This is a genomic window from Enterococcus sp. DIV1328a (assembly GCF_050536905.1).
Lineage (GTDB): Bacteria > Bacillota > Bacilli > Lactobacillales > Enterococcaceae > Enterococcus > Enterococcus faecalis.
In genome coordinates, this window is sequence record NZ_CP172912.1 from 2325001 (window position 1) to 2340968 (window position 15968).

General features: G+C 38.4%; 15 protein-coding genes and 1 rRNA gene. 3 read left to right on the forward strand and 13 right to left on the reverse strand.

Annotated features, from left to right (window positions below; translation table 11 throughout):
• Nucleotides 1-39: 39 nt before the first annotated feature.
• The 4 genes from IGL93_RS11145 to IGL93_RS11160 form a co-directional block, all read right to left on the reverse strand.
• Nucleotides 40-1600 (reverse strand): 16S ribosomal RNA (locus IGL93_RS11145).
• A gap of 434 nt (nucleotides 1601-2034) precedes the next feature.
• On the reverse strand, nucleotides 2035-2283 hold the full coding sequence (locus tag IGL93_RS11150) for a hypothetical protein (RefSeq protein ID WP_002392518.1): 249 nt from the start codon (nucleotides 2281-2283) through the stop codon (nucleotides 2035-2037).
• A complete protein-coding gene (locus IGL93_RS11155) occupies nucleotides 2267-2638 on the reverse strand; it encodes a hypothetical protein (protein WP_002385270.1) in 372 nt (123 codons plus the stop codon). Before IGL93_RS11155 ends, IGL93_RS11150 begins: the two co-directional genes overlap by 17 nt.
• Nucleotides 2639-2702: 64 nt before the next feature.
• Nucleotides 2703-3071, reverse strand: a complete 369-nt coding sequence (locus IGL93_RS11160) for a CvfD/Ygs/GSP13 family RNA-binding post-transcriptional regulator (protein WP_002365178.1) — start codon at nucleotides 3069-3071, stop codon at nucleotides 2703-2705.
• Between the two features lie 183 nt (nucleotides 3072-3254).
• Here IGL93_RS11160 and IGL93_RS11165 point away from each other — a divergent pair, with 183 nt between their 5' ends.
• The gene (locus IGL93_RS11165) at nucleotides 3255-4421 is read left to right on the forward strand and encodes a MalY/PatB family protein (RefSeq protein WP_010713785.1); all 1167 of its coding nucleotides are present in this window, start codon (nucleotides 3255-3257) and stop codon (nucleotides 4419-4421) included.
• 33 nt (nucleotides 4422-4454) lie between these two features.
• On the opposite strand, the gene IGL93_RS11170 is transcribed toward IGL93_RS11165, so the two are convergent.
• Complete coding sequence (locus IGL93_RS11170; protein WP_002361121.1) at nucleotides 4455-4661, reverse strand: DUF3955 domain-containing protein; 207 nt, start codon at nucleotides 4659-4661, stop codon at nucleotides 4455-4457.
• A 164-nt stretch (nucleotides 4662-4825) separates the two neighbouring features.
• Nucleotides 4826-5416: a peptidylprolyl isomerase gene (locus IGL93_RS11175; RefSeq protein ID WP_002355150.1), complete on the reverse strand. Its 591-nt coding sequence runs from the start codon at nucleotides 5414-5416 to the stop codon at nucleotides 4826-4828.
• 204 nt (nucleotides 5417-5620) lie between these two features.
• Between IGL93_RS11175 and IGL93_RS11180 the strand changes: the two genes are divergently transcribed.
• Entirely contained in the window at nucleotides 5621-6631 is a 1011-nt protein-coding gene (locus IGL93_RS11180; protein WP_010776121.1) for an NAD(P)/FAD-dependent oxidoreductase, read from the forward strand.
• 148 nt (nucleotides 6632-6779) lie between these two features.
• Nucleotides 6780-7742 (forward strand): phosphoglycerate dehydrogenase, encoded by a 963-nt coding sequence (locus IGL93_RS11185; RefSeq protein WP_010715421.1) that lies wholly within the window; start codon nucleotides 6780-6782, stop codon nucleotides 7740-7742.
• Nucleotides 7743-7807: 65 nt separating this feature from the next.
• Here the strand turns inward: IGL93_RS11185 and IGL93_RS11190 are convergent, their stop codons facing one another.
• The 7 genes from IGL93_RS11190 to IGL93_RS11220 all read right to left on the reverse strand — a co-directional run bounded on the left by IGL93_RS11190 (nucleotide 7808) and on the right by IGL93_RS11220 (nucleotide 15952).
• Nucleotides 7808-9361 (reverse strand): bifunctional metallophosphatase/5'-nucleotidase, encoded by a 1554-nt coding sequence (locus tag IGL93_RS11190; RefSeq protein WP_010707120.1) that lies wholly within the window; start codon nucleotides 9359-9361, stop codon nucleotides 7808-7810.
• Between the two features lie 97 nt (nucleotides 9362-9458).
• Complete coding sequence (locus IGL93_RS11195) at nucleotides 9459-10739, reverse strand: extracellular solute-binding protein (protein WP_010776122.1); 1281 nt, start codon at nucleotides 10737-10739, stop codon at nucleotides 9459-9461.
• A gap of 23 nt (nucleotides 10740-10762) precedes the next feature.
• The gene (locus tag IGL93_RS11200; RefSeq protein WP_002355145.1) at nucleotides 10763-12052 is read right to left on the reverse strand and encodes an MBL fold metallo-hydrolase; all 1290 of its coding nucleotides are present in this window, start codon (nucleotides 12050-12052) and stop codon (nucleotides 10763-10765) included.
• Nucleotides 12036-12854: a carbohydrate ABC transporter permease gene (locus IGL93_RS11205; protein WP_002355144.1), complete on the reverse strand. Its 819-nt coding sequence runs from the start codon at nucleotides 12852-12854 to the stop codon at nucleotides 12036-12038. The genes IGL93_RS11200 and IGL93_RS11205 overlap by 17 nt, the downstream gene beginning before the upstream one ends.
• A gap of 4 nt (nucleotides 12855-12858) precedes the next feature.
• Nucleotides 12859-13734, reverse strand: a complete 876-nt coding sequence (locus IGL93_RS11210) for a carbohydrate ABC transporter permease (protein WP_010776123.1) — start codon at nucleotides 13732-13734, stop codon at nucleotides 12859-12861.
• Nucleotides 13734-14867 (reverse strand): ABC transporter ATP-binding protein, encoded by a 1134-nt coding sequence (locus IGL93_RS11215; protein WP_002385276.1) that lies wholly within the window; start codon nucleotides 14865-14867, stop codon nucleotides 13734-13736. The genes IGL93_RS11210 and IGL93_RS11215 overlap by 1 nt, the downstream gene beginning before the upstream one ends.
• Before the next feature lie 146 nt (nucleotides 14868-15013).
• Nucleotides 15014-15952: a glycosyltransferase family 2 protein gene (locus IGL93_RS11220; protein WP_010707118.1), complete on the reverse strand. Its 939-nt coding sequence runs from the start codon at nucleotides 15950-15952 to the stop codon at nucleotides 15014-15016.
• Nucleotides 15953-15968: the final 16 nt, after the last annotated feature.

The following is a 15968-nucleotide window of genomic DNA, read 5'->3' on the forward strand; positions in this document are numbered from 1 at the left end:
AAGTAAAGACGAAATGTGTATTTCCGTAATATTCCTTAGAAAGGAGGTGATCCAGCCGCACCTTCCGATACGGCTACCTTGTTACGACTTCACCCCAATCATCTATCCCACCTTAGGCGGCTGGCTCCAAAAAGGTTACCTCACCGACTTCGGGTGTTACAAACTCTCGTGGTGTGACGGGCGGTGTGTACAAGGCCCGGGAACGTATTCACCGCGGCGTGCTGATCCGCGATTACTAGCGATTCCGGCTTCATGCAGGCGAGTTGCAGCCTGCAATCCGAACTGAGAGAAGCTTTAAGAGATTTGCATGACCTCGCGGTCTAGCGACTCGTTGTACTTCCCATTGTAGCACGTGTGTAGCCCAGGTCATAAGGGGCATGATGATTTGACGTCATCCCCACCTTCCTCCGGTTTGTCACCGGCAGTCTCGCTAGAGTGCCCAACTAAATGATGGCAACTAACAATAAGGGTTGCGCTCGTTGCGGGACTTAACCCAACATCTCACGACACGAGCTGACGACAACCATGCACCACCTGTCACTTTGTCCCCGAAGGGAAAGCTCTATCTCTAGAGTGGTCAAAGGATGTCAAGACCTGGTAAGGTTCTTCGCGTTGCTTCGAATTAAACCACATGCTCCACCGCTTGTGCGGGCCCCCGTCAATTCCTTTGAGTTTCAACCTTGCGGTCGTACTCCCCAGGCGGAGTGCTTAATGCGTTTGCTGCAGCACTGAAGGGCGGAAACCCTCCAACACTTAGCACTCATCGTTTACGGCGTGGACTACCAGGGTATCTAATCCTGTTTGCTCCCCACGCTTTCGAGCCTCAGCGTCAGTTACAGACCAGAGAGCCGCCTTCGCCACTGGTGTTCCTCCATATATCTACGCATTTCACCGCTACACATGGAATTCCACTCTCCTCTTCTGCACTCAAGTCTCCCAGTTTCCAATGACCCTCCCCGGTTGAGCCGGGGGCTTTCACATCAGACTTAAGAAACCGCCTGCGCTCGCTTTACGCCCAATAAATCCGGACAACGCTTGCCACCTACGTATTACCGCGGCTGCTGGCACGTAGTTAGCCGTGGCTTTCTGGTTAGATACCGTCAGGGGACGTTCAGTTACTAACGTCCTTGTTCTTCTCTAACAACAGAGTTTTACGATCCGAAAACCTTCTTCACTCACGCGGCGTTGCTCGGTCAGACTTTCGTCCATTGCCGAAGATTCCCTACTGCTGCCTCCCGTAGGAGTCTGGGCCGTGTCTCAGTCCCAGTGTGGCCGATCACCCTCTCAGGTCGGCTATGCATCGTGGCCTTGGTGAGCCGTTACCTCACCAACTAGCTAATGCACCGCGGGTCCATCCATCAGCGACACCCGAAAGCGCCTTTCACTCTTATGCCATGCGGCATAAACTGTTATGCGGTATTAGCACCTGTTTCCAAGTGTTATCCCCCTCTGATGGGTAGGTTACCCACGTGTTACTCACCCGTCCGCCACTCCTCTTTCCAATTGAGTGCAAGCACTCGGGAGGAAAGAAGCGTTCGACTTGCATGTATTAGGCACGCCGCCAGCGTTCGTCCTGAGCCAAGATCAAACTCTCATAATAAAAGTTAGAACAATCTTGCGATTGTTAAGCTCAATTTGTTTGCTAGCATATTGCTTGCTTGTTAAAAATGTTTGTTGTCTTGAATTGAATCAAGACGCCCTACACATTTGGTTCGTCTATTCTTTGTTCAGTTTTCAAAGGTCTACGTTACCTCGCAGCAACTTTTACATCATAACAAACTTTCGTTTGAATGTCAAGAACTTTTTTAAAAAAGTTTTTTTAAGTTGTTTTGCTCGGTTGTTGTTGTCTGTTGTGACAACTTCTATATCTTATCATCTCGTTTGTTATTTGTCAACAACTTTTTTGTTGTTTTTTCAAACTTTTTTCGAGAGATTTGAAATCAAGAATTGTTATTTAATTATTGATTTCTGAATCGCTCAGCTGTGTGACTCGCCTTGCGACATGTAATAATATATCAAGATTTTGATGTTTGGTCAACACTTTTTTTCAAAAAAATTAAAAGAAGTTTTCAATCTGTTTTCATTCTTTTCAATTATTTCGTTTTTAAACTTTTTAAATCCTAATTGTCTATCAAAACAGTTTAATTCCTTGCTAAAAATCGAACAATTTGAATCATATATTTGAAATAGTTCGATTAACTTTTTTACGTACAACATAAAAAAAGAAAGAATCTGTTCAATTATCGACAGATTCTTTCTTTTTTGTTTAAAACATTGGGACACCTTCAATATGATATTTTGACCAAATCGTTTTTAATTCTGCAGGTGCTACCCATGTATAGTCTTTATCCATTTCATTTTTAAGTGCTTGTTCATCCATCTCGAAGACAAACAGCGGAACATTTTCTTTATTGATATGCGCGTTAGTTAATTCTACTAAGCTAATTGAAGTAACGTCCAATTGAACCTCTTCTTTGAACCATTGTAGCATACTAGCTAAACCCGTCATCTCATCAGAAACTTTTGCCATCGCAAACTCAATCGCTTCACCTATTGGATGCATCAAAAATTTTTTACTACCATCGTTTAAGTTCAGTATGATTGTTCCAGCGACTTTTTTGTTAGACACGACATCCACCTCAATTAATTTTTAGATTCACTAACAAAAGAAATTGTAACACACTTTCTGAAAAAATACAGAATTATTTTTCAAGCAATTTATCCATGGCTTCATCAATCCATTCTGGAAGTTCTTTGTCTAAGGTTGCAAAGCCAATTTTTTTATTCTTATCCGTAAAATATTTTTTGCGTCGATGGTTCACTGAATGAACTTTGTCTTCAAGGGTTCGTAAAGATAAGCTAATCTTTTGAGAATATTCATCAACATCAATAACTTGAACGGTTACTTTTTGTCCAACGGTTAAGAGTCCATGGATATTTTTGGTAAAGCCAGCTTGTACTTCCGAAACATGAATCAGTCCTTGTGTTTCTTCGTCTAAAGAAACAAATGCGCCATATGGTTGAAGTCCGGTAATTGTGCCAGAAAGTACCATACCAATTTTGTACTTCATCAAATTTCCTCTTTTCATACGATAAATTTCTTTTTCCGTTTCTACTCATTTAAAATAATAGCATTTTTTCAACGTTTGTGCATTATTTCTTCCCTAGTTGTTAAAACTATTGTTTCATCTTTTAAGCAAAATCTACTATACTATAGGAAGTAAGAGTTTATATAGAAGAAAAGGAGTTATCTTATGTTTAATTTTAATGAAACCATTGATCGTCGCCACACGAATTGTGTTAAATGGGACACCGTTGAAACGAGTTACCACGAAAAAGATTTACTACCTTTATGGGTTGCTGATATGGATTTCAAAGTACATCAGCCTATTCTTGATGCCTTGTCACAAGTTATTGAACAAGGCATTCTAGGATATGCAGTTGCACCTAATGAACTGTATCAAGCAATTCAAGATTGGCAACGGCAACACCATCAATTGATTGTTGAAAAAGAAGAAATTTTGTTTAATAGTGGCGTGGTACCCAGCTTGGCCACAGCCGTTCAAGCGTATACAGCACCTGCTGATTCTGTCATGATTTGTGATCCAGTCTACCCCCCTTTTGCAGATGTGGTAAAACAAAATGAGCGTAGACTTGTGCGCCATTCTTTACTAGAAGTTAACGGACATTATGAAGTTGATTTGGTTAAAATGGAACAACAGATAATCGAAGAAAAGGTGAAACTGTTACTTTTTTGTAATCCCCATAATCCTGGTGGACGTGTTTGGACAAAAGAAGAATTGCTAGCAATTGGCCGTTTATGCCAAAAACACCAAGTAACTGTAGTTAGCGATGAAATTCATCAGGATTTGATTTTCAAACCGCATACCTTCACTTCCTTTACTGTCGCTGATGAAGCATTTAAGGAATTCACTGTTACCTTAACAGCGGCAACGAAAACCTTTAATTTAGCGGGGATTAAAAATTCAATGCTGTTCATTCCTAATGAAAAACTACGGCAATCTTTCGTATCTTTACAAGACAAAAATCATCAAGGCGGTATCAATACTTTTGGCTACGTGGGAACGGCAGCTGCCTATCAAACAGGGGAGGAATGGCTAACGGCATTACTTGATTATTTAAAAGAAAATATTGATTTTGCCCTTTCTTTTTTCCGTAAAGAGCTGCCTAGCGTTCGTGTAATGGAGCCTGAAGGAACCTATCTTTTATGGTTAGACTTTAGTTCTTATTCGCTAACGGATCGGGAACTTCGCGATACCTTAATTCATAAGGGGAAAGTGGTTCTAAATCCAGGAATTAGTTTTGGTCCCCAAGGTTCTCAACACATGCGTTTAAACTTAGCTTGTTCAAAAGAAACTCTCGAAGAAGGCCTTTTACGTATCAAAAAAGCCTTTAATTAAAAACAGCTGTCCTAGTTTTTAGGACAGCTGTTTTTAATTCTTTCTTTTGCGTTTAGCTAAATAAACTCTGACGAACCAGATACCTGAAAATATAAGTAAAATTTCTCCAATTATGATTGTATAAAATCCTGGTTCATGAACGATTCCTTGCTGATCTACATACGTAAAAAATGTTCCTATAAATGGGAGTATTACTGCAAACAAAGCCAAGGCCATTGGATATCTGTATTTTTCTAACAAATTTGCTTCCTCTCCTTCTATTCTTTCACTCAGTATCCTATAAAGACTTCATTAAAAGAAGCGATTTGGATGCTTTTAAAAAAAAGTTAGTCGTTTTAAGAAAAAAATAAAGAGTACCAACGAATTTGTCCCTCGTTGGTACTCTCTTTTTCAATTGGTTAAACTTATTCACCAATGATTTCAACTGTGTCCATCACGACGTCAAATGTTGGACGGTCTTGGGCATCCCGTTGGACTCCACCAATTTCATCCACTACATCCATACCATCAACCACATGACCAAAAACAGTATGACGGAAGTCTAACCAAGGTGTTCCGCCTTGTTTGTAAGCTTCAATAATTTCTTCTGGAAAACCAGCATCTTCTAACTGACTCATCATTTGAGCTGGAACATTTTGATTAGTAACAACAAAGAATTGGCTGCCATTTGTGTTAGGACCAGCATTTGCCATTGACAATGCGCCACGCAAATTGAAAACATCCCGAGAAAATTCATCCTCAAATGCTTCTCCATAAATACTTTCGCCGCCCATTCCTGTTCCGGTTGGGTCACCGCCTTGAATCATAAAATCAGGAATCACACGATGGAAAATAACGCCATCATAGTAGCCCTTTTTCGCTAATTCAACAAAATTTTTAACCGTTTTAGGCGCTTGTTCTGGGAATAATTGAACAGTGATGTCGCCTCGGTTTGTTTTAATGACAGCTTTTGGGCCTTTAGCATTTTCTAAATCTAATTGTGGAAATTGTGACATGAGAATGTCCTCCTAGATAATTATTTTATAGTTCCATCATATCGAAAAATGCTGAAAATTGCTATGATCTTTTTCCAATGATTAAAGAATGCTTTGATTCGTTAGCCAAACTTGCTTTTTTCGAAAAGCCGTGCTATTTTGTGAAGTGTTCGCAAAACGATCAATAGTTGTCTCAACCCTAAATGAATTAGGAGGAATTTTCAAATGTCTGATGAAAAAGATATTTATGATTTAACGATTATCGGCGGCGGTCCTGTTGGATTATTTGCCGCTTTTTATGCGGGAATTCGTAAAGCGAAAACGAAAATCATTGATAGCCTGCCACAATTAGGTGGTCAGCTAACAATGCTGTATCCCGAAAAATATATTTATGATATTCCTGGATTCCCTGCTATTAAAGCCGGTGAGTTAATTGCCAATTTGGAAAAACAGATGCAGCCATTTCAGCACGATGTTTGCTTGGAAGAAGAGGTCACACACCTTGCACAGGAAGCAGATGGACTTTTGCGCTTAGAAACAACTAAAGGCACACATTATTCTAAAACGGTTATCTTTGCGATTGGTAACGGCGCTTTCCAACCTCGACGTTTAGCTATCGAAAATGTTGAAGCCTTTGAAGGTGAGTCAATCCATTATTATGTGACTGACATGAAAAAATTCGCTGGCAAAAAAGTTGCGATTGCTGGTGGCGGCGATTCCGCAATTGACTGGGCTTTAATGCTAGAAAACGTTGCAGAAGAAGTATCTATTATCCATCGTCGCCCACAATTTCGCGGCCACGAACATAGCGTGGAACAACTGGAAAAATCTAGTGTTTCTATCAGAACTCCTTATATCATTAGTGATATTTTAAAGGAAAATGAAACGTTCACAGGCATCCAATTAACGGAGACAAAAGGTGACCAAACAATGGATCTCCCTCTGGATGATTTAATTATCAATTATGGCTTCACTTCTTCTTTAACACACCTCAAAGAATGGGGATTAGACGTTTCTAGAAATGCTATTAATGTTCATTCCGATATGTCAACTAACATTCCTGGTGTATACGCTGTAGGGGATATCTGTTCCTATGAGGGAAAAGTGAAATTAATCGCTACAGGCTTTGGTGAGGCACCTACTGCCGTAAATAATGCTTTACATTACTTACGGCCCGATGCTCGACGTCAACCAGTTCATAGTACAAGTTTATTTGAAAACGGCGTACCTAAATAAGGTTAGCACTGGACTTTAGCAGTTTTTAAGCCAAGGACAAAAATCTAAATCGGATTTTTGTCCTTGGCTTTCTGCTTTACTGAAAAGCCTTTCTTTTTCTCTTTTAAATTTATTTTTGATACAATAAAAAGTGCTAGGAGGAAGAAAGATGAACCAACCAATTATTTATTTAAATGAAGTATTCAACGAAGAACAACTGGAACAAGTGAAAGCTGTGGCACCCAATTATCTAGTTAAAACATCTACCGATTATTTATCCTCTGCTGAAGAAGAGGCAATCGAAATTATGTTAGGCTGGCATAAAGAAATTGGTCCGCGTTTATTAGCCTCTGATACTAGTCACCTAAAATGGATTCAGCTCATTTCTGCTGGTGCTGATTATATGGATTTTGATAAATTAAGAGAAAAGGGCATTCTGTTGTCTAATGGTAGCGGAATCCATAGTGTTTCTATCTCAGAACATGTTTTAGGCGTTTTATTAGCACATACCCGCGGACTGCAAGAAAGTATCCAACAACAAATGCAACACACATGGAATCAAACAGCCCCTTCCTATCAACAACTTTCTGGGCAAAAAATGTTAATCGTAGGCACCGGGCAAATCGGACAACAATTAGCTAAATTTGCTAAAGGTTTAAATCTTCAAGTTTATGGCGTGAATACCTCTGGACATGTGACGGAAGGCTTCATTGAATGCTATTCACAGAAGAATATGAGTAAAATTATCCATGAAATGTCCATTGTTGTGAACATTCTTCCTTTGACTGAAACAACAAAACATTTATACAATCAGGCACTTTTTGAAAAAATGGCTCCTGAAACAATTTTCGTAAATGTTGGTCGCGGCGCCTCAGTAGCAACGAACGATTTGATAACTGCCTTAAACAATAAAACCATTGCTTTTGCTGCCTTAGATGTCTTTGAAGAAGAACCTCTTCCCGAAGATAGCCCTTTATGGGAGATGCAGAATGTTTTATTAACACCTCATATTTCTGGCATGACACCGAAGTTCAAATCAAAATTACTGGCGATTTTTATTCCAAACTTAAATCAATTTGTGACGGATCAGACCCTCGTCAAAAACCAAGTTTCCTTAAAAAAAGGCTATTAACTCAAAAAAGGCCTTCAACCATCTTTCAAGTAATTGCATGGTTGAAGGCTTTTTTTTGCTATTTTTTACCAGATAACCTTGAAGTTATCATTTGTCGACGCTTGAATGATTGGATGTTTTTTTAAATATTCTGCAATCAGTTCCGTCATATCAATTTGAATTTCTCGAATAATTTTTTCAGGTTGGAACATTTGATAGTTTCCGCCACCGACTGCTCGGTATTGATTTGTCACGATTTCCAAAACATCTTCTGCTTGCACTGCTTTGCCATGATAATTAAGTTTCGTCACTCTTTCACCAAACGGTTGTCTTAAATCAAGCGTATACTCAATGCCTTCATACATATCATAATTATAGTATTGTGGTTTTGGATCGACATATTTCGGGTTAAAAATTGGTTGGCCTTTTTCTAACACAAAATAAGTAGCGCTTTGTTCTAACGCTTCACGGAGGTCTTGTCCAGTGATACGCAATACAGCCAAGGTATTTGGATAAATGTAGTTGGTAATGATATCGCGCATCGTAATTTGATTATTAAACCCTTTGCCTTCATTGTTAAAAAGTGCAGTCCCTGAAATATCCGTTCCGCTTGAAGCCATTTGGACGTTATTAATAAATTCTATATATGGATGTTCTTTGAGGCGTACGGCATTCGGATTTTGAATCGTCATATCCCCTTCCACATTTCCCACTGGTTGGTCAAGCCACTCTTCTACCTCGTCATGTAACGCTGTTGTCAAAGCTAAAACTTCTGCATCTGGTTGTTCGTTTCCAACAGGATGAATAGCTGCGTCACTTCCAATAACGCGATAGCCTTTAGCCATAGGTTCAATTTCTAAAGTAATTTCTCCAACGAAAGCTCCTCGAAAACCTGGTTGAATCACAGGTATTCCATTCAGTTTTGTAGCAATTTCTCGATGTTGGTGACCAGTGACTAAGGCATCAATCCCAGGAACTTTTTCCAACAAATCGTAGCCTTCATTTTCTCCTGTTAGTAATTCCGTGGGTTCCCCTGTTTCTAAATCTTTTTCAAAACCGCCATGGTAAGCGACAACAACTAGATCCGCTTCTTCCCGTAATTTTGGCACGTATTCTGCCGCTGTTTCAACGACACTTTTAAACGTTAAATCTTTGACTGTTGCCGGCTGTTCCCAATGAGGAATATATTGGGTCGTCACGCCAAGAATGGCTACTTTAACCCCTTGTTTTTCTATGATGACATACGGCTGACCGAAATAAGGTTGTCCATCTTTACCAAGAATATTGGCAGCTAAAACTGGCTGTTGATAACTGGCAATTGTTTCCTTTAAATAATCTAATCCGTAATTAAATTCGTGGTTACCTAAAATGCTAACATCATAATTCATTTGATTAATGATTTTAGTGATGGCTTCCACTGAATGTGTTTCTGCTTTTCTTACGTAGTAACTAAGCGGCGAACCTTGAATAAAATCCCCATTTTCAATTTGAAAAACTGGTCCTTCGGCAGACGCACGTAACTTTTTCAGCATGGTTGCTGCTTTTGCGGTTCCAAAAGGCAAATCCATCTTTTTTTCACTATAACTTGTCGGCATAATATACCCATGCATATCACTTGTTGCTAAAATTTTTATTTGCATTTTGTTTCTCTCCTTCTTCCGCCCAAAAGAACAGGAAGGTTAGAACACGAGCCATAACGACTCAGATCCCAACCTCCCACGTCTGTTTATTTATTGATTATTGGTTCCATGCTTGTTCAAATTGTGATGTTGCATCTTTCAATAATTTTTTCGTGTCTTTATTTGATGAAGCAAAAATACTTTCCATAATTGTCCGCATTTCATTATAGGCTGAATCAGCATTTTCTTCTACTGGGATAGCAAATAAATCTTTTACTGCGTTTTCAAGTTGTGCAGGTACTTTGGTTGTCTTAGAATTTTTGTACTCATCACTGTGTAAAACAGATTCTAGAATTGGCATATAACCTGTTTGTTGTGCCCAGTACAATTGTGAATCAGGAGTAGCTAAGAATTTCATGAATTCAAATGCCGCTGTCCGTTGTTCTGGCGTAGCACTATCGAACATATAAATATCTGTTCCTTGTTGTAAGTTGATTTTTTCAGGACGTGGTGCAACACCGTATTCATAGCCACCAGCTTCAGCATCTTTTTGAACAAAACCAGCACCAGCAATACTACCGACAAACATTGCTACCTTTTTGTTTGCAAATGGGCCAGATAAATATTTATCTGAACCAGCTGTGCGGAAGTAACCTGCTTCGATACCATCACGGTAATAGTCCACGACTTCTTGTGAATCTTTGCTTGTTAAATCTAAGTCTTTATTAAAATCAACGCCTTTGTTTTTCATTCCAATTGCGTAATAGTTATTTAACGAGTCAAAACCAGCACCAACGACTTCTTTGTTGGATTTTTCGTAAATTGTTTTAGAAGCTTCTTTTAATTCCTCCAATGTTTTCGGTACTTCAACACCATATTCTTTTAACAAATCAGCATTATAGAATAACATTTCTGTCGATTTATTAAATGGAATGCCGTATTGTTTGCCGTGGATTTTGGCGCCGTCTAACAATACTTCACGAATTGGCTCTGCATCTTTCCAGCCGATTGTGTCATCATCCATATATGGTTTTAAGTCCACTAACATTTCATCTTGTGCAGCATTCCATAACCAGCCTGGGTACGCTTGCGTAATTGTTGGTAAATCTTTTGGTGAAGTTAAAGTCGAATTGATTTTGGCTTGTAAATCAGGGTAAGCAGATTGATTTTGTAATTCCACTTTAATTTTTGGATTTTCTTTCATGAAGTCTTTCGTTAATTTTGTTAACGCTTCTTCTTGAACCCCATTCATTGCATGCCAGAAAGTGATTGTCGTATCTTCCTTCACTTCTTTCACAATATCGTTTGATTCTTTGGCCCCATTACCGTTACCACAAGCCCCCAATGCGAAAATAGCTGCGGTTGCTAACACTGTTGTTGCTAGAGTTTTGAACTTCATTTTTTTCTCTCCCTTAAAAAAATTTATAAAACAATTTGCTCGCCACGTTCTGGCAATATTCTTTCACCATACGGGTTTTCCAGTTTTTCTGGTTTTAACGTATGGATTGGAACCAATACTTGAGGTTCAATCAATGCAATAATTTTATCCAGATCTTCTGGAATTGCATGTCCTGAACAAGCTAAACGGACAAAAGTAATGTCTTTTTTAGCCAACAAATCTAAAAACACGCGATACTGTGGATCAAAGTCCCCTAACGGTTGTGCATCACTGTGAATGTATAAACTACCTTCTTGGAGGTTGTCAAACTGGTTCACAACTTGCCACAAATAGTCTGTTTTGTCCTTTAGTAACGTGTCATACGGGATTTCTAACGCTGGATTCAATTCTGGTATTTTACCAGATTCAGCATAATAATAACGAACTTCTATTCCAAATACTTCAAGTAACAACGCAGCCATATTTGCTTCTAAAACGACTGTACGTGGTGACTTTTCAATAATCTTAGCAAAACGTTCTACGTTTGCTGGATAACCATTAAAGGTAATTTGTCGATTCGGGTTTTCTAGTTCTAAACGAACCAAGTGCTGAACAAGATCTTCTTCACTGACAACCGCTATTTGGGCTGGATCTGGTTCACGTTCTGGGAAGCTAATGCTTACGCCTTCCATCATTAATAATTCAGTATGTTTGGCTTTTTCACAAAAAGCTAAAGTCTCTTCACGATTATGGCCATGTAAGCGCAAATCACCTGTGTATGTGATGAAATGGTCAGGCGTGCGAATCAGTAATGCCGAAGCACCGTACGCATCATGATCAACAGGTACGATTTCCACTGAAATTTCGCCAACTTTAATCACATCGTTTTTATTAAGACCAATCATTTCTCGGGTAAAATTCTTTTCTTCAAACGGTGATGGAATCAAAAAATCACCTTTGCGATTTAAACTATTTAGAATCATCTTCGTTTCTTTTAATGTGTACAACGGAACAGCTGGGTCTAAATAATTAATCATGCGCGAATGATCTAAATGGGCATGAGATAAGAAAACAGCGGTGTGTTGATACTCTTTGTCTTCTGTACCATGATATTCATAACCTAAACGTGGATCATATAAGTCTTTTAATTCTGGCACTAAACGATTATTAATTAAGGTTTCAATGTGGTCATCGGGCAAATCTAATTCTGGTCGAAATTCTGTGCCAAAATCAAAGAAGATGTGGGCATCTTTATACGCCACTTCAATCACGGTTCCTCCAATTGTTAAAATGCCACTGTGAAAAGTCACAGTTGTTTTAGCCTTTGATTCCATTTTTTGCAACTCCTCTGATAATTTCTTTTCTGAAAATCAAGTAAATAATTAAAATTGGAATAACGGTTAATGTTGCAGCAGCCATTTGTAAATGTACGTCACTACCACTCTCTGTCGCAAAGGCCGATAGTCCATTATTCAATAGACGGTATTTTTTCTCGTTCGTCACCAACAATGGCCACAAGAAAGAATTCCAACTAGAAATAAATGTTAAAATCCCTACTGTTACTAACGCTGGTTTTGACATTGGTACTAAAATACGCCAAATATATTCTAAATCACTAGCGCCATCAATCTTGGCAGCCTTGTAAAAAGTATCAGGAATACCTTTTAAATAACCGTTTAAATAGTAAATATAAAAAATACTAGTTAAAAATGGAATAATTAAGGCGCTGTAAGTATTTAACAAACCTAATTGCGCAATCGTTTGATAATTGGTAAAGATAATAGATTCATATGGAACCATTAACAACGAAATCATCAAAGCAATGACCACATTTTTAAAACGGAACTTCAAACTCGTTAACGCGAATGAAGCTAAAACGGCGGTGACTACCGTAGCAATCGTTGTAACGCCTGAAACAAAGACTGTGTTCAAGAAATACCGAAGAAAGGGTGCTTTTTGAAAGACCTCTGTGTAGTTTTGCCATTGTGGTTGTTTTGGAAACATGGTTGGCGGCATGCTGGTCGCTTCAGAGTAACTCATTAAACCGGCTAAAATCATATAGACAAATGGAAATAACGTAATAACGGCTAAAATGCCTAAGAAAACAAATGCGATAATCGTTAAAACTTTTTTCATTGGCTTATTGCCCCACTTTCTTTAAGAGTTTATTTTGTAAGAAAGTGACCACTAAAATAATCACAAATAAAATCACTGTGGCGGCCATCGCAATTCCGGGACGCCCTGCAATGTGGAATTTGTCATAAATATAGTACACTGCGGTTGTGGCACTATTGGCAATCCCCGCACGACCACCGAATAAAGCATAAACTTGTGTATAAACTTTAAAGGCGCCAATTAAATTGACCGTTAATAAAAAGGCAATGGTCGGGACTAATTGCGGAAACGTAATACGTCGGAAAATTTCGCCGTCTGAGGCACCAAACATTTTTGCAATTTTAAAATGTTCTTCATCAATATTTCTCAACCCAGCCAACAAAATAATAATATTAAATGCTAAACTCGTCCAAACCCCAAAAATAATCAATGTTGGCATACTCATTTGAACATTATCTAGCCAGTTGACAGAAGGAATGCCGAAAAAGCCTAAGACGTAATTGACAATTCCATAATCGCCATTAAAGAAGTAACGGAAGACAATCCCAATGGCAATCGTACTCGTTACATAAGGCATAAAGAAAATCGTTTCAAAGAAACTCTTATGTTTAACTTTTTCAAAGATAATCCAAGCAATTGCTAGGGAAATTATCAAGGCAATCGGTACCACAGCAAATGCATAGAGCGCTGTATTTTTTAACGCTTTATAGAAGATTGGATCATTCAATACACGTTGATAATTTTCTAAACCAGCGTAGCGTTGGTTAATTAAGGAACCTTTTTGGAAGCTCATCCACAAAGAACGAAACAGCGGATAAACGCTAAACAGTAAAATGATTCCTAATGATGGCAGAAGGAAGAGCCATGCTTTTGGTTGATTTTCTGGATTGTATTTATTCATTAGTAAACCCGGTCTCCCGCTTCGTTAAAGATAAATACTTTTTTATATGAAAAATCAAAAGATAAAGTGTCTCCTTCTTCAATCGCTTCTTCTACACTTACAATTGATTTCACTTGTTCATTTCCTAATGTAAATCGTAAAATACGTTCTCGACCAATCAATTCCACTAAATCTGTCGTTGTGGTAAAGAGACCTGTTTCAGTTGGTACCACATCTTCTGGACGAGAAGCAAACGTATATTTCCCGTCAGTCATTGGCATTTTAAAGCGTGCTTGCTCAAAACGCTCAAGCGGAATTTCAAAACTTTCGTGGTACATTTTGCCGTCTTTCACTTCAACAGACAATAAATTAATAATTGGGTTACCTATGAACTGAGCAACAAATAAGTTATTTGGTTCTAAGTAAAGGTTTTGAGGTTCATCATTTTGTTGAATAACCCCTTCGTTTAATAAAATAATTTTATCACTGATTGATAGCGCTTCCTCTTGGTCGTGCGTTACAAAGATTGTTGTAATGCCTACTTCTTTCACCAAGCGGCGGATTTCTTCACGAATTTTCAAACGCAAACGTGCATCCAAGTTACTTAAAGGCTCATCTAATAATAAAACATCTGGTTTTTGAACTAACGCCCGGGTAATCGCAACACGCTGTTGTTGACCACCAGAAAGTGTGCCTGGCTTTTTATGGCTTAACTCTTCAATATTCGTTAGTTTCATATATTCTTCGGCAATAGCTTGTGCCTCTGCCTTGGGAACTTTCTTACTTCCTACCGTCAAAGGAAACATTACGTTTTCTAGAACAGTCATATGTGGATATAAGGCATAGTTTTGAAAAACGAACCCGATGTTCCGATCTTTTGGTGCTGTTTTGACAACCGACTGCTGTCGAAACTGAATATCTCCATCACTTGGATGTAATAAACCTGCAATTAAGTTTAAAATTGTGGATTTCCCACACCCACTTGGTCCTAACAAACAAACCAAGTCCCCTTGCTCAATCGTAAAATTGACCGATTTTAACGCTTCAAACCCATTATCGAATACTTTTTTCAAGTCGATAACTTCTATCATGACCCAACCTCCAAAAAAACATTTAATAGCATACCTTTTGATTTTAACATTTATTTCTTGCAACCGCGAGAGCAAAGCTGTTTCATTAAGATAAAAATAGGTAAAGTTAATGTATTTTTTATGTAAAAAATGTTGTTTTTCTGAAAAGTCTATTCACACTTTTTTTAATGCACAACAAAAAAACAGAGAATTTTTCTCTGCTTTTTTGGTTATTTTTTAGAATCTTTTTCTGATTCCTTTACAATATAAATTGGTCGTTTTTTCGTTTCTAAGAAAATTTTACCGATATATTTGCCAATAATTCCTAAACATAATAGTTGCAAACCACCTACAAAAAGTACAATACAAACCATTGAAGGCCAGCCGCTTGTTGGATCACCATTAACTAATGTTCGAAAGATAATCACTAACATTGCTAGTGCAGAACCAACACACGAAAAGGCGCCAACGTATGAAGCAATATTCAATGGTGTTTCTGAAAAATTGACAATCCCGTCAATTGAATAACTTAATAGACTCCAGAAAGACCAAGAGGTTTCTCCAGCAATTCGTTCTCGATTTTTAAATTCAATATATTCTGTTTTAAAGCCGACCCAACTAAAAATCCCTTTTGAAAAACGATTATACTCAGATAACTCTAAAATCGCATCGACCATTTGTCGGGTCATGACACGAAAGTCACGGGCACCATCCACCATTTCCGTCTCAGCAATTCGATTAATGAGTTTATAGAACATCCGTGCAAAAAAGCTACGAATGGGCGGTTCGCCGTCTCTTGTTATGCGTCGTGTGCCAACACAATCTAAATCTGTACTGGTTTCAATCATCTCAATCATTTGAGGTAATAACTCAGGCGGGTCTTGTAAATCAACGTCCATGACTGTCACTAAGTCACCTGTTGCTTCTTTTAAACCAGCGTATAAGCCCGCTTCTTTCCCAAAATTTCGTGAAAAAGAAAGATAACGGACCTTCTCTGGATGTTCGCGATAAAGCTGTCTTAAAACAGCTAACGTATTATCTTTTGAGCCATCATTCACAAATATATATTCTACTGAATGAGATAGTTGCTGGCTAATTTTTTCTACTTCTTCAAAAAACAGCGGAATCGCTGCTTCCTCATTATAACAAGGGACAACAATTGATAGCATTTTATTTCCTCCACAC